21 protein-coding genes, 1 pseudogene and 1 other annotated feature are annotated in these 16,123 nt (G+C 36.9%); of the genes and pseudogenes, 6 read left to right on the top strand and 16 right to left on the bottom strand.

Annotated elements, in window-relative coordinates; genetic code table 11:
- Positions 1-116: 116 nt before the first annotated feature.
- Positions 117-1,772 carry a ribosomal protection-like ABC-F family protein gene (gene abc-f / locus OR571_RS01805; RefSeq protein WP_282241157.1) on the top strand — a complete coding sequence of 552 codons (1,656 nt, stop codon included), beginning with the start codon at positions 117-119 and terminating at the stop codon, positions 1,770-1,772.
- Between the two features lie 271 nt (positions 1,773-2,043).
- On the opposite strand, the gene OR571_RS01800 is transcribed toward abc-f, so the two are convergent.
- Positions 2,044-2,673 (bottom strand): nitroreductase family protein, encoded by a 630-nt coding sequence (locus tag OR571_RS01800; RefSeq protein ID WP_282241156.1) that lies wholly within the window; start codon positions 2,671-2,673, stop codon positions 2,044-2,046.
- Positions 2,674-2,793: 120 nt separating this feature from the next.
- Here OR571_RS01800 and OR571_RS01795 point away from each other — a divergent pair, with 120 nt between their 5' ends.
- Together OR571_RS01795 and OR571_RS01790 are read left to right on the top strand one after the other, a co-directional pair.
- Positions 2,794-3,153, top strand: a complete 360-nt coding sequence (locus tag OR571_RS01795) for a winged helix-turn-helix transcriptional regulator (protein WP_282241155.1) — start codon at positions 2,794-2,796, stop codon at positions 3,151-3,153.
- A 293-nt stretch (positions 3,154-3,446) separates the two neighbouring features.
- Entirely contained in the window at positions 3,447-3,866 is a 420-nt protein-coding gene (locus tag OR571_RS01790) for a DUF4395 domain-containing protein (protein ID WP_282241154.1), read from the top strand.
- Between the two features lie 440 nt (positions 3,867-4,306).
- Here OR571_RS01790 and OR571_RS01785 read toward each other — a convergent pair whose 3' ends face one another.
- From OR571_RS01785 to OR571_RS01745, 9 genes and pseudogenes are all read right to left on the bottom strand, one after another.
- The gene (locus tag OR571_RS01785) at positions 4,307-4,615 is read right to left on the bottom strand and encodes a hypothetical protein (protein ID WP_282241153.1); all 309 of its coding nucleotides are present in this window, start codon (positions 4,613-4,615) and stop codon (positions 4,307-4,309) included.
- A gap of 211 nt (positions 4,616-4,826) precedes the next feature.
- Positions 4,827-5,547 (bottom strand): annotated as a pseudogene (locus tag OR571_RS01780) (YebC/PmpR family DNA-binding transcriptional regulator).
- Positions 5,548-5,627: 80 nt separating this feature from the next.
- Positions 5,628-6,053, bottom strand: coding sequence for a DUF1801 domain-containing protein (locus tag OR571_RS01775; protein WP_282241152.1), 426 nt, complete (start codon positions 6,051-6,053; stop codon positions 5,628-5,630).
- Positions 6,054-6,171: 118 nt separating this feature from the next.
- Positions 6,172-6,681, bottom strand: a complete 510-nt coding sequence (locus tag OR571_RS01770; RefSeq protein WP_282241151.1) for a DUF2179 domain-containing protein — start codon at positions 6,679-6,681, stop codon at positions 6,172-6,174.
- Between the two features lie 152 nt (positions 6,682-6,833).
- Positions 6,834-7,271: a GNAT family N-acetyltransferase gene (locus OR571_RS01765; protein ID WP_282241150.1), complete on the bottom strand. Its 438-nt coding sequence runs from the start codon at positions 7,269-7,271 to the stop codon at positions 6,834-6,836.
- 14 nt (positions 7,272-7,285) lie between these two features.
- Entirely contained in the window at positions 7,286-7,753 is a 468-nt protein-coding gene (locus tag OR571_RS01760; protein WP_282241149.1) for an SRPBCC family protein, read from the bottom strand.
- A gap of 15 nt (positions 7,754-7,768) precedes the next feature.
- Positions 7,769-8,425: a metallophosphoesterase family protein gene (locus OR571_RS01755; protein WP_282241148.1), complete on the bottom strand. Its 657-nt coding sequence runs from the start codon at positions 8,423-8,425 to the stop codon at positions 7,769-7,771.
- A gap of 76 nt (positions 8,426-8,501) precedes the next feature.
- Positions 8,502-8,975, bottom strand: coding sequence for a low molecular weight protein-tyrosine-phosphatase (locus OR571_RS01750; RefSeq protein ID WP_282241147.1), 474 nt, complete (start codon positions 8,973-8,975; stop codon positions 8,502-8,504).
- Between the two features lie 15 nt (positions 8,976-8,990).
- Entirely contained in the window at positions 8,991-9,446 is a 456-nt protein-coding gene (locus OR571_RS01745; protein ID WP_282241146.1) for a GNAT family N-acetyltransferase, read from the bottom strand.
- Between the two features lie 91 nt (positions 9,447-9,537).
- On the opposite strand from OR571_RS01745, the gene OR571_RS01740 reads away from it, so the two are divergent.
- Complete coding sequence (locus tag OR571_RS01740) at positions 9,538-9,927, top strand: NUDIX hydrolase (RefSeq protein WP_282241486.1); 390 nt, start codon at positions 9,538-9,540, stop codon at positions 9,925-9,927.
- A 75-nt stretch (positions 9,928-10,002) separates the two neighbouring features.
- Positions 10,003-10,866, top strand: coding sequence for an AraC family transcriptional regulator (locus OR571_RS01735; RefSeq protein WP_282241485.1), 864 nt, complete (start codon positions 10,003-10,005; stop codon positions 10,864-10,866).
- Between the two features lie 49 nt (positions 10,867-10,915).
- Here OR571_RS01735 and OR571_RS01730 read toward each other — a convergent pair whose 3' ends face one another.
- Positions 10,916-11,311: a VOC family protein gene (locus OR571_RS01730; RefSeq protein ID WP_282241145.1), complete on the bottom strand. Its 396-nt coding sequence runs from the start codon at positions 11,309-11,311 to the stop codon at positions 10,916-10,918.
- Between the two features lie 96 nt (positions 11,312-11,407).
- On the opposite strand from OR571_RS01730, the gene OR571_RS01725 reads away from it, so the two are divergent.
- A complete protein-coding gene (locus OR571_RS01725; protein WP_282241144.1) occupies positions 11,408-11,878 on the top strand; it encodes a VanZ family protein in 471 nt (156 codons plus the stop codon).
- A gap of 27 nt (positions 11,879-11,905) precedes the next feature.
- On the opposite strand, the gene OR571_RS01720 is transcribed toward OR571_RS01725, so the two are convergent.
- From OR571_RS01720 to thrS, 5 genes are all read right to left on the bottom strand, one after another.
- Positions 11,906-12,193, bottom strand: a complete 288-nt coding sequence (locus OR571_RS01720) for a GerW family sporulation protein (RefSeq protein WP_282241143.1) — start codon at positions 12,191-12,193, stop codon at positions 11,906-11,908.
- A 171-nt stretch (positions 12,194-12,364) separates the two neighbouring features.
- Positions 12,365-12,871: a GNAT family N-acetyltransferase gene (locus OR571_RS01715; protein WP_282241142.1), complete on the bottom strand. Its 507-nt coding sequence runs from the start codon at positions 12,869-12,871 to the stop codon at positions 12,365-12,367.
- Entirely contained in the window at positions 12,861-13,673 is an 813-nt protein-coding gene (locus OR571_RS01710) for a nucleotidyltransferase domain-containing protein (protein WP_282241141.1), read from the bottom strand. The genes OR571_RS01715 and OR571_RS01710 overlap by 11 nt, the downstream gene beginning before the upstream one ends.
- Before the next feature lie 2 nt (positions 13,674-13,675).
- Positions 13,676-14,239, bottom strand: coding sequence for a GNAT family N-acetyltransferase (locus OR571_RS01705; RefSeq protein WP_282241140.1), 564 nt, complete (start codon positions 14,237-14,239; stop codon positions 13,676-13,678).
- 75 nt (positions 14,240-14,314) lie between these two features.
- Positions 14,315-15,508, bottom strand: a complete 1,194-nt coding sequence (gene thrS, locus OR571_RS01700) for a threonine--tRNA ligase (protein ID WP_282241139.1) — start codon at positions 15,506-15,508, stop codon at positions 14,315-14,317.
- A 54-nt stretch (positions 15,509-15,562) separates the two neighbouring features.
- Positions 15,563-15,789 (bottom strand) — a binding site (T-box leader).
- Positions 15,790-16,123: the final 334 nt, after the last annotated feature.

Here is a 16,123-nt window from a genome sequence, read left to right as displayed (position 1 = left end):
ATTCTCTACAACACTCTATTTTTGTAGTGGTTTTTTGCGTATTTTTTAAAAGGCAACGAGTCCTTCCGATTCATATTCGGAGGGATTTTTTTGTTCCTCCAAAAGGAGCGGATTATATGACATTACACGGTAAATTAATGAATATTAGTATCACATTTGGGGAAAAGATTATTTTGGAAAATATTACAGCAGACCTTCCAACAGGTGCTGTTATTGGCATAGTAGGAAGGAATGGAGAAGGGAAATCTTCCCTACTTTCTGTGGTGGCAAAAGAAACGATTCCATCCAGTGGATCTATAGAATGGTTTGGAGCTACACCTACTATCAGCTATTTTAAACAAGAGGAGGATCAATTTAAGAACGATGATTTTGCAGATGAGGAGCAGTCATATTTCAGTAAATGGTCTGTCCCCGTGCATAGAGAGTATGACGATTTAAGTGGAGGAGAAAAGATGAAAAGACGACTTTCCCGAGTATTTGCGGAAAATTCGCAGCTTCTATTATTGGATGAGCCGACGAATCATTTAGACCAAGAAAGCTTGTCTTTCTTAAAACAACAGATTCAGTCCTACCACGGAACAATTATTTTAGTATCTCATGATCGTTATTTTTTAGACGAAGTAGCCAATTGGATTTGGGAAGTGGAAAATAAAAAGTTAATAGTTTACGCAGGTAACTATACATCTTTTCGTCAAAAGAAAGAAGAAATGAGACTCACAAAGCAGCGAATGTATGATGCTCAACAATCAAAGATCAAACAAGTGGAAAAGCAAATGGCTGCGCTACAAAACTGGTCAGCTAAAGCACATGCAGATTCAACTAAACATGAATTCAATAAAGAATATTACCGAGTGAAAGCAAAGAAAATGGATGTGCAAATTCGCTCTAAAAAGAAACGCTTAGAACTCGAGCTTTCTAAAAACACTATCGATCAACCGGAGGCAGAAAAAGATGTGACCTTCTCTATTGAAGGAAATAAGAAAAAAGGAAAGCGAGTAATAGAAGCCAAACGCTTGAGTAAAACAATTGAAGATCAATTGTTGTTCCAAAATGCCACTTTTACCGTCCAATCTCAAGAAAGAATTGGCATTTTAGGCTCTAATGGGAGTGGAAAGTCGACATTTTTCCGCATATTGTTAGGCGAAGAAAACGGCCAAGGAGAACTTTGGAAGTCAGAAGCGATGAATATAGGCTACCTACGTCAAACTGTATTTGATTTACCGGAAGAAAAAACACCATTTGAGTTTTTTGGACCTACAGATTTTGAAACACGTGGCCAAATCCAAACCCTCATGATGAATTTAGGGTTTTCGAAGGATCACTGGTTCCGTCCGATTAGCACAATGAGTATGGGAGAAAGAGTAAAATTAAAGCTAATGGAATTCATATTAGACCAAAAAGACGTTTTACTATTAGATGAACCAACAAATCATTTGGATCTTCCATCCCGTGAACAACTCGAGAAAACCTTGTCGTCTTATCCTGGAACAATTTTATTAGTCACACATGACCGTTATTTTTTAGAAAAGCTAACGAATAAACTACTCGTCTTTGAAAATAAAACGATTCGGAAAGTAGAAATGGGCTATAGCGAGTGGATGCATAAAAAGAATGAATCTGTACGTGAAAAAGAGTTATTAAAATTAGAAACCGAACGACAAGCAGTGCTAGGACAATTAAGCTACTTGCAGAAAAAAGATGCCAAATATAACGAGTTGGATCAACAGTTTATAGCATTAACTAAACAAATCAATGAACTAAAGAAAAAATGATTACAGATATGTTACTGGTGCCTTGCACCAGTAACATACTTGTAGTAAAGCATCGATTTTTGTCAATTTCCCAGGAAATATATGAATGACATCTGTCGTATGCCTTATAAAATATTACTATATGTTTTTATATAGATAACACATTTCTATGTCGGATTCTGCTTCTCATACAAAAAAAACTGTATACCAACCTGTTTAATCGTTTGGTATACAGCCTATAAATCCTACAAAAAATAGTCTACAAAATAGATGTAAAGGTTAATTGGATACATTAAGTAAATTGAACAATTTCACTTAGTGGTAGACGGGATGACCCGTATGCTGGTGCAGCTGCTTTACCAATGGCAATGAGTACAATAGGGAAAATATGCTCAGGTAATTGGAATCTTTCTGCAAACTTCACTTTATCGAATCCACCCATTGTCACCGTATCTAATCCTTTTTCTTTTGCAACTAACATCAATTGCATTGCAATAAGACCAGCATCAAAAGTAGCAATATTTTTTCTCGTTTCCAATGAAGCAAAAGGATAAGTACGATTTGTATTGTTAATCATTAAATCCTTTGTAGCCTCATCCATATAGCCTTCAGCTACATTTTGTGTATATATTTGTTCGACATTTTTATACATTTCAGCATTTCCTAATACTGCAATAACTGCCGATGAAGTTTCTACTTGTTCTTGGTTATTCGCTATAGCGCGAAGTTCTACTTTTGTTTTGTCATCTTGAATGACAAGGAATTTCCAAGCTTGAAGATTACTCGAAGACGGTGCAGAGGTTGCTTCTTTAATAATTTCCTCTAACGCATGTTGTGAAACTTTAAAATTGGGATCGTAAACTCTAACTGATTTTCTAGCATGCATAATTGTATATAGATTTGAATCTTTTTCTGTCGACATATTATTTCCTCCCGAAACTTACTATTAGTAAGTTTTTGTACTAAAAGAGCTTACCATTAGTAAGTTTATTCGTCAATAAAAAAGAACTATATGCTACAATAAAAGAAAACGAATGATTTAATGGAGGTTTTGTTATTGGATAAAACGAATGATACCAATATAAATAATAGCTATTGTAGTAACTATCATCAGGCCATTGAATTTATCGGTAAACGTTGGATGGGGATGATTATTTACACATTGCTATCGGGATCAAAACGTTATAACGAAATTCTTTCAAGCATCCCCGGTATTTCTGACCGATTACTTTCTGAAAGACTAAATGATTTAGTTGATGCCAACTTAGTCAATAAAAAACTACTTGAATCCTCTACCAAAAAAGTAGAATATGAGCTTACTGCAAAAGGTTTTGCCTTCAAGGAAGTGATTGTTTCTTTACAGAAATGGATTGATATTTGTGAATTTGAAAAAAAATCTTGAGATCGCAACAATTGCTCTCAAGAAGTGTCAAAGAATTCTCTCCCCTCACTTTTCTCATATACATTTGACCAATTTGTCTACAGTAATAAGCCTCACTCTTAATTGAGTAAGGCTTATTACTGTTTATGAATACCTCCTTCTCTTATTGCCACGCTTCACTATCTAGCACTTTCAAGCTAATCCGGGATAGCCCCTTCGATTTTTCTACTACCTGTAATTAGTTTATTTGTATTTACATTTAACTAAACCTAACATATAATATAATAAATCCAATATGTAAAGTAGGTTTTAAGATGAAAACAATTCCAAAACCTCTAGTCATGGTAAATCAATGGACAATTGTTTTGTCCGTAATCATTGCGCTTATTACACAATCAGCATGGATCCTATTCCTCCCTCTAATTGCAAATCTCTCTAGCTTATTAACTGGGTTTCATCCTATTTTAGTAATTGTAAAACGGTTTTTATCTAAACCTTTAAATGAATATATTCAAGAAGATTATGCCCAACTAAGGTTTAACCAGTGGCTAGCAGTAGGCTTCTTATTCATTGCAACTGTCAGTTTTTTATTCAATTGGTCTATATTATTTAATGTAGCTACAATCATGGTTGGTTTAGCTGCACTCATTGCAATTCTTGGTTTTTGTATTGGTTGCTTTGTACGTTTTCAATATCAGCAATGGAATTATCGTCGGAAAAAATCAGCAACATAATAATAAAACAGCCTACTGATTTTCAGTTTGGCTGTTTTACTCAAAGTTAATATTACTCTTTAATATGTTGGTGCTTTTTTCCTCTAGTTTTGCAAGAGAGTTTTCGTTCCTGTTCATAAATAATGGCTGTTCCATTTCCTTCAAACCAGATAAAGTGAAACTTCAATCAGTGGGGGTTTTCGACGCACAGGACGTGCTAGTGAGGATGTTGCAACATGGACGTCGCGCTTTTAGTCCCCGTCATCCCCCACTGATTGTTAGTTGAGCCCCACACGATGTGGGTCACACAGATGTTGCAAACGCTCTTTTATTTTGCGACGAGCTTTGCGCAGGAGCAACACGATGTTGCGTACTTAGTCTGCGATCATTCAATCGGGCGCATGCCAGCAGTTGATCTCCCACTTATCTTTTCGCTTTTCTTACATCTTGAAGTAAGAGTCTTACTGCCCGTTAATGCGGGATAAAGTATTCAAACGCTCTGGCATATTCTTATCTATTTCCATGAACAAAACAACTTTACCATCTTCTTTTCTCGACATTTCTGCTTTTACATTTTGTTCCCATTTAATCTCTTCAAATACCTGACTTAATACATCAATGTTATCCTGGTCTGCGATAATCATTACCTCATCATTAACTTTAAAAACATCAACTCTTGTTAGTTTTCCTACTTCTTCCCTTTCATTCTCACTACAGCCCATTAATATACAAACGAAAATGCTTACAAGAAATAGAGGCCATTTTTTCATTATTAATCCCCCCTTTATTCACGTCGAAAGTTCCTCCTTGAATATTGCTATTCCAACTAAGCAGTTCAATTTTCCAACTAAACCTGCTATTATTCCAACTAAATTTGTTATTTTTCCAACTAAACTCAAAATTTCACTTTTCCAATTCTAAAAAAAGAAAAAGGTTGCCTCATTAGTAGTATAACTACTGATGAGACAACCTTTTTCTCTATTATTCTCCTAAATCTACGTTATGGTAAACTTGTTGAACGTCTTCTAAATCTTCTATTGCATCGATCATTTTTTCGAATTGTACTTGTGCATCTGCTTCCAAGGAAATGTCGTTTTGTGCAAGCATTGATAGCTCTGCAACTGTAAACTCTTCGATTCCAGCCGCTCTTAATGCTTCTTGCACTGCATGGAATTGATCTGGTTCAGCATAAACGATAACAGAATCCTCTTCTTCTATAATATCACGAGCGTCTACATCTGCTTCCATCAAAAGCTCCAATACTTCGTCAGCTGTCTTGCCTTCGATCCCAATGACAGCAGTTGCATCAAACATATACGCAACCGAACCACTGACACCCATGTTCCCACCATTTTTACCGAATGCTGCGCGCACATCGGATGCTGTTCGGTTTACGTTGTTAGTTAACGCATCGACGATTACCATTGAACCGTTTGGACCGAAACCTTCGTAACGAAGCTCGTCATAGCTTTCTTCCGATCCGCCTTTTGCTTTTTCAATTGCTTTATCAATAATATGCTTTGGCACACTGTATGTTTTCGCACGTTCTAATACTACTTTTAATGCTTGGTTAGAAGTAGGATCAGGTTCACCTTGTCTTGCAGCTACGTATATTTCACGTCCAAATTTTGCATAGATACGGCTAGTATTCGCGTCTTTGGAAGCTTTTTTTTTCTTTAATATTATTCCATTTACGACCCATAAAGTCCCACTCTCTTTCGATTCATTTTCCTACTTTAAGTATTATACATTAATTGTTTATCCCTTAGCAAAATAAATACATTAACTTCCATATGTTTCTTGCAAAAACGTAATAGATCTGTTGATTAATTCTTTTAACACCTCTACATCAATATCCGCTACTTTATTAATATACACGCATGCTTTTCCAGTCGTATGCTTGCCAAATCTCTCTAGGATAATTTCACGTTCCGTATCCCCAGTCGCGAAATACAAACTGATTTTTGCTTTACGGGGAGAGAAACCAACAAGCGGCGCATCTCCTTCATGACCTGTCGCATATTTATAATGATACGATCCAAAACCAATAATACTTGGTCCCCACATTTTCGCCTCATAGCCAGTTGCTTCACTGAAAATTTCTAGCAACTTATAGGCATCTTCCCTCTTTTTAGGACTATCCACAGTTTCAATAAATTCAATGACACTGCTTTCTGTTTCTTTCATCTTTGCTTCGTATTTCGCCATGTTAACATCCCCTTTAGCATATTACTCTTATTTTACAGGCAATTAACATTATTGACGAATTTCTTTATTACTAAAAACGAGCCTTTCTCGATTCCTCGAAAAATAGCTCGTTCTTTTTCTATTTAGATGGTCTGATTAAGAAACCACCGTTAAATCTAGTTGGTTCATATGAAATGATAAACGCTTTCGGCGATAACGACAGAATGTAGTCTCTTAGCTTTAATTCGTTTTTTCTCTTAGCTAGTACTTTCATACAAAGACGTTTTCCGTCTTTTCCATCCGCCACCCACGATGTGACACCATAGCCTTTTGCACGAACTTGAATTGGAATTTCTATTTCTAATGAGTCGACGATTACGTCAAATACGACATAGCCTAGTGCTAATCGATTTTCAATAATACTTCCACAATACACGCCAAGACCCCATCCAGCACAATAAGCAACAATATTTAAAGGCTCGTCCAGATTATCAAGAACCATCGTTAATCCCATTAAATAGACAAACACTTCTGCCATAGACAAGAACGATGCTACTACTCTGTAACCTTTAATAACTAATATCAAACGTAAAGTAGTTAATGTCATATATACAACATTAATAACAATAATAAGCAATATGATCTCCATATTTACTTCCACCTCTTTCTAACGTAATACCGTGGCTTTCGTCGAGTGTTCAAATCATTATACAGTATTTCTTTCAATGTGTTATTAAAACTCTTTTCATCTTTTGTAAAATATATACAGAGGCTCTCTGACTCCTACAGAACGCCTCTTCATTAAGAAAGTTCTTTCTCTAATACAATTTTATGTGTCCCTTTTTCACTCATAAACGTTTCTACTATATCGAAGCCAAATTTAATGTTTAGCAATAACATAGCTCGCCTTTTGTTTCGAGATATAGTTCGAACCTTAGAAAAGCCAAGAGATTTTACTTTCTCATGTTGCTGTCGCATAAGTTCAGATGCAATGCGTTTCCCTCGATAGTCTGAATGTACCCCTCCTAGCCAGCTATAAAACGTTTGTTCATTATACTCATATCCGATTTTGAACCCCACGATGCGATTACTGTCTACTGCTACAAATATTAATAGGTTCTTCTTATCAGTTAGTTCTTCTAATTTTAGCTCTGCCCCTTCAAAAACATGCTTATGAAGTTCCATAATACCATTAAGTACATGAGTCTTCGGTATCTCTTGATAATATATATATACCATCTATTTGTTCTCCTTTAAAAGGTTTCTTCTATATTCTTTTCTGCTATTTTCTTTAATTCGCTAGCTCTAGAAACAATAAAATTCTCCATGTATTTTTCTAAAAATAAATAATCTGCTATCTTTCCTAACACTCCGAAAGGGGCTCTATACGTAAATACGTCTTTCATAAGTGTCCCTTCCTTACTTTCAGTAAATATATGGATATGCGTAAAAGAATGAAAAGCCCCTCGAACCATTACATCCGTAAAAGTTTGCGGTGCATCCATAGCTACGATTTTTGCCGTTAGTTTTAGTTTTACACCAAAATGAATTGCTTCCCACGTAACACTATCTCCTAGTTGCAATAGTCCTGTTGTGACCCCTGCAACTGCTTTTTCGTTTGTATTTGAAGTTGTTTCTATATGTGTTTCCACGCTGCGAGCAAGGTCAAAACATTTTACTATTGGCGCCTCCATATATGTTTCATGAATAATTTTAGGCATCTCCCTTGTCCCCTTTTATCTCCTTTTCCTCATATCCCTCTTGTCTGTATTAATGTGTATCCAATCAATTAATTCCCCAGATTGCTTTAATTTCATTCCAGTTAACTGATTGCCAAAGACGGCGGCTGTGTCAATATTCCAAGAATTACTTTGCCTATCATATATAGGCCAATCACCTGGGGTATGGCCGATAATCTGCAGTTTTTGTATATTTTTCAATGGACCTCTATTCCACAAAATACCGTATTCACTCGTTTCATTGAATGGATTATTTGCTGTTTCAGAAATACCCGCATGGCTTATAAAGACGTGATCATTCCCCCAATACAAAGGCATAGTCCGCAACCAGCTTACGTCATCTTTAATGTCTTGGCCAGTCGCCAAGTATTGGTGCAATGTTTCCGAACCACCTTGCTTTAACCAATTATTATTTGGAGGATTTGTTATATGTTCTATCATCTCATATTCATGGTTACCTTTTATAAAAACTGCTTGGTCTCTGTATGTTTTCTTTAAGTGCCTTGCCAGTTTTACAACTTCCGGGGATCCGTTTCCTCGGTCTATTAAATCTCCCAGCTGAATCAGTATTTCCGTTTCTTTATCCCATCGATCTATCATCTTCAAAAATGTTACATAACAGCCATGCACATCCCCAATGACAAATAAGTTCAATTCAATGTCTCCTCACTCTCGCATTTTCAACACTTTCTAACTTGTATGAGACAATTTCATTAATGAAAAAGAGCCATCATCTTGACAGCTCTTTATGTTCTCTTTTCACTTTGTCTAATAATGCTTGGCAACCTTCTATTACAAGATCATATGTCTCTTGAAAATCTCCTGTATAGTAAGGGTCTGGCACATCTTTTTCATGTTCAGTTAAATCTAAGAAACGCATAACTTTTGGATGATCTGGCTGTCCAAGTATTTGTCGAATATTGGTTACATTACTGTGATCCATCCCTATAATATAATCAAATTTCTGAAAGTCCTCTTTTTGTAATTGTCGTCCAGTCATTCCTTCCGTAGAAATATTATATTCCTCCAGCTTCGTAATTGTTCCTCGATGAGGCGGGTCTCCTATGTGCCAAGCACTCGTCGCAGCAGAGTCCACTTTAATTTGATCACTTAACTTCTCTTTCTCTATTAGTTTTCTAAAAACTGCCTCCGCCATAGGAGATCGACAAATGTTCCCTAGACAAACAAATAATACGTGAATCATTTTCATCCTCCTATCTTAGTCAGCCACTTTTTCATACACCTTGATCGAGCCACCAAAAGGACCATAGGTTTTGGTAGAATTTGTCCAACCATATTGCTCATAATATCCCTCTAAGTCACTGGATAAATATAGTTTTTCATGCCCTAGCCTCGCAGTCACTTGTAGTCCATGTTCTAAAAGCTGTTCACCTATAGAATTCCCTCTAAAAGCTGGATTTACATATAGACAGGCCAACCATGGAAACAAATCTTGGCGACTATTAATATCATTTCGAAGCAATGCATAGGTACCAATAATGGCATCATTTTCGATCGCCACATAAAATCTCGGCAGAGAATTGGGTGCTTTACCTGAATGAATCATACAATCTTCGTAAAATTTATAGTTACTTTCATTTCCCCATTGTTCCCAAAATACTTTCACAGCTTCATTAAAGAATTCAGGCCTTTGTTGAATTTCGAATATCTCCATATTAACTCTCACCCTTTAGTTTGATATATAATAATACTAGTATGAGTTCGAATGTTCTGTCTACTATCATTAGATTGGAAGGTGTATTTATATAAGAAACAGAGGAGCAACTGTCATTATTGAAAATGGTCGAATTGCCTTGATCAAAAGAACGAAACCACATAAAACCTATTATGTATTTCCAGGCGGAGGTATTGAGGATGGGGAAACACCAGAGGAAGCGGCAATCCGAGAAACGTATGAAGAGCTAGGGGTACATGTACGTATTCAACGTCCTTTTAAAGTATTAGAGTATAACGGAAGGCAGCACTTTTTCCTTGCTGATATTATTGGTGGCAAATTTGGAACGGGTACAGGCGAAGAATACTCTCACACTTCTGTTCAAAGAGGGCTATATGAACCAATCTGGGTTGATATGGATGATCTCCCTTCATTAGATGTTCGCCCAAAAGTGATTGTGGATCATCTTTTAGCTAAATGAAAACTGTCCAAAGTGAGCATTTGATGACAGGATTCTGTAGCAGTTATTATTTATGATGTATAAGAGGTGAGGGTCATAGGATGGGTTGAATCGATACAAAGAACAATCAATTATATAGAAGCAAACTTACTGGATGAGTTGACGATGGAACAAATTGCTAAAGTGGCAAATTCATCGGTCTTTCATTTTCAACGAACGTTTTCCATTTTAACTGATATGTCTATCGCCGATTATATTCGTCGTAGAAGATTGACATTAGCAGCGCAGGAATTAATAAATAGCGATAGTAAAATCATCGACCTATCCTATAAATATGGCTACGACACTCCCGAAGCCTTTACGAAGGCCTTTCGAAAGCAGCATGGCGTGACGCCGAGTGATGCACGAAAGAAACTAGGTAATTTACAATCATACAATCGCCTGGTCATCCAGGTGAGGTTGAAAGGAGCAGAACCAATGAAGTATAAGATTGTGGAAAAAGAAAGTTTCCAAGTTGTTGGAGTAAAAAGAACGTATAACTGTAAAACAGGTGAAAATTTGAAAAATATCCCGCTATTTTGGGATGAGGTAAACACAAACGGCACAGATGACCTGCTTTTCCAATTAAACAATGGGGTAATTGAAGGCGTACTCGGTGTATGTGTTGTGGATGAGAGTCGGAAAGATAGCGGCCTAATGGACTACTGGATTGCTTCTGCGCATGTGGGAGATGTTCCAGAAAATTTATCATCATTAGAAATTCCTGCTTCAAAATGGGTTATTTTTGAAGTACACGGCGCCATGCCCCATGCGATGCAGGATACATGGAAACAAATCTATTCCGAATGGTTCCCTTCTAATCCGTATGTCCCTGCTGGAACTCCTGAGTTAGAAGTGTATTCAAATGGGAATGCTTCGAGCGAGGATTATTATTCAGAAATCTGGATACCGATTAAGTAAAAGGAAACCCGAAGAGCATTTCGTTGCTCTTCGGGTTTTTTTAAATGCTTTAATTTGATAAATTTAATTGCCATGAAACTCCAAACTTATCTTGCACCCAGCCGAACTTTTTGCTGAAGCCATAATTGTTAATCGGCATTAAGGCTTGTCCACCTTCCAAAAGCTGCGCATATGCATGATCGAGTTCTTCCTCAGAATCACATTCTACAAATAATGAAATAGAAGGTGTAAACGTGAATTGGTGTTGAATAGAGCTATCATGACAAAGAAATTCTTGTCCATTAATGGAAAATACCGCTTGCGATACTTCTCCTTCTTCTCCTGGTCCTTCCGCTCCGTAATGAGCTAAACGAATGATCTTCGATTCCTTGAAAACGGATGTGTAAAAATTAATCGCTTCTTCTGCTCGACCTTCGAACATTAGAAATGGTGTAAGTTTAGACATGTCGTTCCATACCTCCAGTTTTTATTTTTCTCTAATTACTATAGCTTATTTAAACAGGCCTATGAAAACTTCTTGTTTTTATGTTACTGTTTTGGTATGAAAAAAATTATTCCTTTACTTTTTTTACTTATCGTTGTTTTCATTTCGTCTGGACAAACAGCCGAGCAGCAATCTCTCATTCCAGTGCTTGAGAAATGGTTACCAGGTAAACCTTTGGAGTCTTTTCTATCCTTATTTCAAATCCCTTACTGGGGCATTCTAGTTTCCATTGAAGAACGAGGATACTATGCATTCGTCGAGTTTTTGATTCGAAAAGGGACGCATTTCTTATATTTCGGTGTGATTGCACTTGCAATCTTTGCTGCTTTACCTACTCGTAAATTTCGAACAATTACAGCTATTGTTCTCACAATGCTCTTTGCAGTAGCGGATGAGCTGCATCAATCTTTTACAAGTGGACGCACGGCTTCTGCTCAAGATGTAATACTGGATACTGCTGGCGCCATTACCGCACTTCTTTTATTAACTTACGTCAGAAGAAAACGAAGAAAATCCGCTAAATCTTAGTTCTTCAGCGGATGTTCTTTCTATTATTTATTTTCGAGATCTTTTCAATAAAAACCCAAGTCCAAGCGTAACCACACTAAAAATCGTTAAAATGAAATAAATATTAATGACTGGTTTAAACTTCACTTTTTCAGGTGTGATTTCAAAGACTCCTATTGGTTTAATAGCAAAATGGCCCCCTCCACCTTCACCTTGGGCAGTAGCGGTATTTTCACTCGCATCGGAGTAACCACCGCCACCCCCAACATAATAATTAACTTTTGCAACGGGGAGTATGCGTTTATCTTCGAGTTCAATCGGCTCTCCATAAACCAATGAAGCATCTTTGGTGCGAGAGAATTTATCGAATATAGACCGAATAGGAGAATGGTAGACCACTTGCTTATCATTTACATTTGAGCTATCAACTAACTTATCTGTTTCTATAGCCTTTTACCTCCTTTGTATAATTCCATAACTACTTCGACACTTCTCACGTATATCCTTCTACTTCAAACTAAGTACCATATGATCTTCATCGTAATATGTATCAGCAACTTTCAATGCTTTTTCCTCTATACCAAAAACTTTAAATCCCAATTGGCTATATAGGTTCTTTGCTGTCTCATTTGTTGACACGACAGACAAATTTATCTTTTCGATTTTTTCTATGGATTTCGCTTTATCAATTGCTTCTATAAGCAACGCTTTTCCTGCTCCTAATCCACGAGCTTGTGGGCTCACATACATCGCAAAAATATTTGCTCTGTGCTTCATTTTAAGGTAGCTTTCTTGAGACAGTGTAACCATCCCAACTAGCTTACCCTGCTGAAATGCCCCTAAAGTGTAGTTGCCTTCTGTTTGTAGATTTTTTTCTACTTGTTCAATTGGATTGGTTCTTTGTATCGCTTCCTCGTAACTTGTTGCAAATGCTTCCGGGCTTTGCTGTAATGCTTCTAGCCTCAATTCCCAGTATGCACTTGCATCAATTGGCGTTAATAATTTAATTTCCATTCCTTGCTCCCCTTATAAAAAATTTTTCATTGCATAATTGATGTGTATATAATATGAAATCTCTACAACCCTTGGCTCTTTTTAATTTGCTTTTGTACAATGATTTTGTATTTGCTTTTAACCGAATACGAGAACCTTCCTTTAAAAGGAGATGCCATCTTTCTGGTAGCAAGTCTATACATAGCCTAACTGCCTCGTCCTTTGATAAAATAGCTCTTAGCTCAAGCGAACAAATTATCCTGCTGATTGTACAAGCTGCAAACTCGACCATTCTGTCAGATAAAAATAAATAGGTCTTTTTCGATTTATTAAACCAATAATTGTTCATATTGTATGCCAATGTTTTTAAAACATCGTCCCACTTTGTAGGAATATTTAAGTCTCCAATTGGTATGCCTTGCAATGTAATACCATGCTCCTTTAAAACCCACCAAGTAATATGATTAACATCCCAATAACCTACTTCTACTATTCCGTCTGTACAATATGGATACGCAAGTAATTCTTCATTTGTTTTGCCTATCATACTAGCCTGGGTGTATAACCCATCCATTCTTTTTCCAAATGCGTATTTGTTCATCTGTACATGAATATCTTGAAGCATCGCAAGTTCTTGTTCATTTACTGCCCTTCTCAATAAAACAATAAAATCTATATCACTCTTCGCTTCATCGAATGCCCCGAGAGCAATCGATCCGTATATGTATACGCCTTCTACTAAGTCCGAAGGTAAGTGCTTATTTAACAGCTCTACATAGTTCTGCATAAAACTTTGAACATGCCTCGGCATTTGACTACCCACAATCATAGCTCCTTATCCATATACTCTTCCTTCAAAATAGAACATATAGCGGCATCGCAAAACCGTCCTTTTTCAAAGGATGATTTTCGTAATATCCCCTCATATATAAATCCAGCTTTTTCAAGCGTATTTTTAGAAGCTGTATTTTCAGGGTCATAAAGGGCTTCAATTCGGAAGAGTCCCATTTTCTCAAAGCCGTATTGCAGTACATGCTTTAGTACTTCCGTCATGACTCCTTTTTGCCAATACTCCGGTGTCACTTCAAATCCCACTTCCGCTTTGAAGTGCTCTTTTTCCCAATTATGATAACCACAGCTACCGATTACTTTATCGTTATCCTTCGTCGCAATTCCCCATCGGATACCCTCGTTATCTGCAAATCGCTTTTGCCAGTTTTTAATTAACTGAATCGCTTCTTTGCTATCCTGAAATGTATCCAAATCATAATATCTTGTCACTTCATCTTGCGAGAAATAATGGAATACTTCCTCGGCATCCTTCACTTCTATTGGTCGCAATATAAAACGTTCTGTTTCTAAATACGGAAAATCATTTAAAGTTTTCATAGAATCCCCTCCTACAAGATTTATTCGTGAAGAATAGTCGAAAATCCTTTGTAGGAAGGGTTTGTTATGCAGTTATCACTCGCTTTTTAATTGCTCCAGCAATTCATCCATACTCATTTCACCAATAACTCCAACTTTATGCTTTCTTACGGAGAGCTTGCCATCCTCTATTTCTTGATCACCCACAATAAGCATATATGGATGTTTTTGTAAGGCCGCTTCTCGGATTTTTAGTCCTATTTTTTCCACACGATCATCGATTTCCACACGGTAACCTTCTTGTTCAAGTTGTTGCTTCACATCTTCTGCATATGAAACATGAGCGTCTGCTATTGGTAAAATCTTCACTTGAACAGGTGCTAACCAAAGTGGAAAGCTACCTTGAAAATGCTCTAGAAGAATAGCTATAAAGCGCTCGATAGAACCATAAATTGCACGGTGAATCATTATTGGTTGTCTAAGCTGATTGTCCTCATCGATATACTTGCAGTCAAATTTTTCTGGCATTTGGAAATCAAGTTGTACTGTTCCACATTGCCAGCTGCGGCCAAGAGAATCTAAAATATGAAAATCGATTTTCGGACCATAGAATGCTCCATCTCCCTCATTTACTTGATATGCTACTTGTTTTTTCTTTAACACTGCTTCAAGCGCATCTTCTGCTTGGTCCCAAGCTTCAACAGAACCCATAAAATCTTCCGGACGAGTTGACAATTCGATTTTATAACTAAAACCAAACTCAGAATAAAATTCATCCACCAAATCGAGCACTTTCTCGATTTCCATTTCTATTTGATCTTCTCGTACGAATAAATGGGCATCATCTTGTGTAAATGCTCGAACTCGTAAAAGTCCATTTAAGGAACCTGATAACTCGTGACGGTGAACTAACCCGAGCTCAGCGTAGCGAATCGGAAGTTCTCTGTAACTTCTCTTTTTGCTGTTGAAGATAAGTACTGCCCCCGGACAACTCATCGGTTTTATCGCATACTTTTGTTCATCCACATTAGCAAAATACATATTTTCATGATAATGATCCCAGTGGCCTGACTGCTCCCAAAGCTCTTGCTTCATCATGATAGGTGTTTTAATCTCCTGGTAACCCGCTCGTTGGTGCTTTACTTTCCAAAGGTTCTCCAGTTCATTTCGTAATACCATTCCCTTTGGTAAATAAAACGGCATACCTGGTGCCTCTTCACTGGACATAAATAGCTCCAATTGTTGACCTAACTTCTGATGACTTATTCTTTCTTTTGCTTTAATTGACATGTAAATTCCTCCTAATTTTAAAAATGAAATAAAAAAAGACCACACCCATCCCTGGTAAGGGACGAGTGTGGTCGTGGTTCCACCCTAATTTTGTAGCACTAAAAATTGTACTACGCTCATAAAAAGATAACGGTTCTCCCGATTGTGGATAATTGCAAAGTTGCTTTCCCCACAATAGCTCCAAGGTGGTAAATCATTCGTTTTTCTTAAGGGCTCCCAGCCTATGACCCTATTCTCTAATAAGAAATGATAATGATTCATGTCCTTTTCTCAGCCAAATTATTTAATTTTGAATACAAAAAAAACACACCCATCCCCCGGTAAAGGGACGAGTGTGGTCGTGGTTCCACCCTAATTTTGCAACACAAAGAATTGTATTGCGCTCATAAATAGATAACGGTTTTCCCGATTGTGGATAATCGCATAGTTTGCTTTTGCTTTCCCCGCAATAGCTCCAAGGTGGTAAATCATTCGTTTTTCTTAAGGGCTCTCAGCCGTTGACCCTATTCTCTAATAAGAAATGATAATGATTCATGTCCTTTTCTTCGCTTGTTAACGCTTCATAAATTATTTTGTTTAGTATATGCAAAAAGTTTTAAATAGTCAACAACGAAA

Origin of the sequence: Psychrobacillus sp. NEAU-3TGS, from assembly GCF_029955155.1 — a bacterium.
GTDB lineage: Bacteria > Bacillota > Bacilli > Bacillales_A > Planococcaceae > Psychrobacillus.
The sequence above is the reverse complement of the archived record's forward strand: the minus strand, read 5'-3'. Positions and strand labels throughout refer to the sequence as shown.

Coding starts and splice junctions, on each gene's coding strand:
- abc-f (WP_282241157.1), top strand. CDS start 117: ATGACATTACACGGTAAATTAATGAATATTAGTATCACATTTGGGGAA.
- OR571_RS01800 (WP_282241156.1), bottom strand. CDS start 2,673: ATGTCGACAGAAAAAGATTCAAATCTATATACAATTATGCATGCTAGA.
- OR571_RS01795 (WP_282241155.1), top strand. CDS start 2,794: ATGGAGGTTTTGTTATTGGATAAAACGAATGATACCAATATAAATAAT.
- OR571_RS01790 (WP_282241154.1), top strand. CDS start 3,447: ATGAAAACAATTCCAAAACCTCTAGTCATGGTAAATCAATGGACAATT.
- OR571_RS01785 (WP_282241153.1), bottom strand. CDS start 4,615: ATGAAAAAATGGCCTCTATTTCTTGTAAGCATTTTCGTTTGTATATTA.
- OR571_RS01775 (WP_282241152.1), bottom strand. CDS start 6,053: ATGGCGAAATACGAAGCAAAGATGAAAGAAACAGAAAGCAGTGTCATT.
- OR571_RS01770 (WP_282241151.1), bottom strand. CDS start 6,681: ATGGAGATCATATTGCTTATTATTGTTATTAATGTTGTATATATGACA.
- OR571_RS01765 (WP_282241150.1), bottom strand. CDS start 7,271: ATGGTATATATATATTATCAAGAGATACCGAAGACTCATGTACTTAAT.
- OR571_RS01760 (WP_282241149.1), bottom strand. CDS start 7,753: ATGCCTAAAATTATTCATGAAACATATATGGAGGCGCCAATAGTAAAA.
- OR571_RS01750 (WP_282241147.1), bottom strand. CDS start 8,975: ATGATTCACGTATTATTTGTTTGTCTAGGGAACATTTGTCGATCTCCT.
- OR571_RS01745 (WP_282241146.1), bottom strand. CDS start 9,446: ATGGAGATATTCGAAATTCAACAAAGGCCTGAATTCTTTAATGAAGCT.
- OR571_RS01730 (WP_282241145.1), bottom strand. CDS start 11,311: ATGTCTAAACTTACACCATTTCTAATGTTCGAAGGTCGAGCAGAAGAA.
- OR571_RS01725 (WP_282241144.1), top strand. CDS start 11,408: ATGAAAAAAATTATTCCTTTACTTTTTTTACTTATCGTTGTTTTCATT.
- OR571_RS01715 (WP_282241142.1), bottom strand. CDS start 12,871: ATGGAAATTAAATTATTAACGCCAATTGATGCAAGTGCATACTGGGAA.
- OR571_RS01705 (WP_282241140.1), bottom strand. CDS start 14,239: ATGAAAACTTTAAATGATTTTCCGTATTTAGAAACAGAACGTTTTATA.
- thrS (WP_282241139.1), bottom strand. CDS start 15,508: ATGTCAATTAAAGCAAAAGAAAGAATAAGTCATCAGAAGTTAGGTCAA.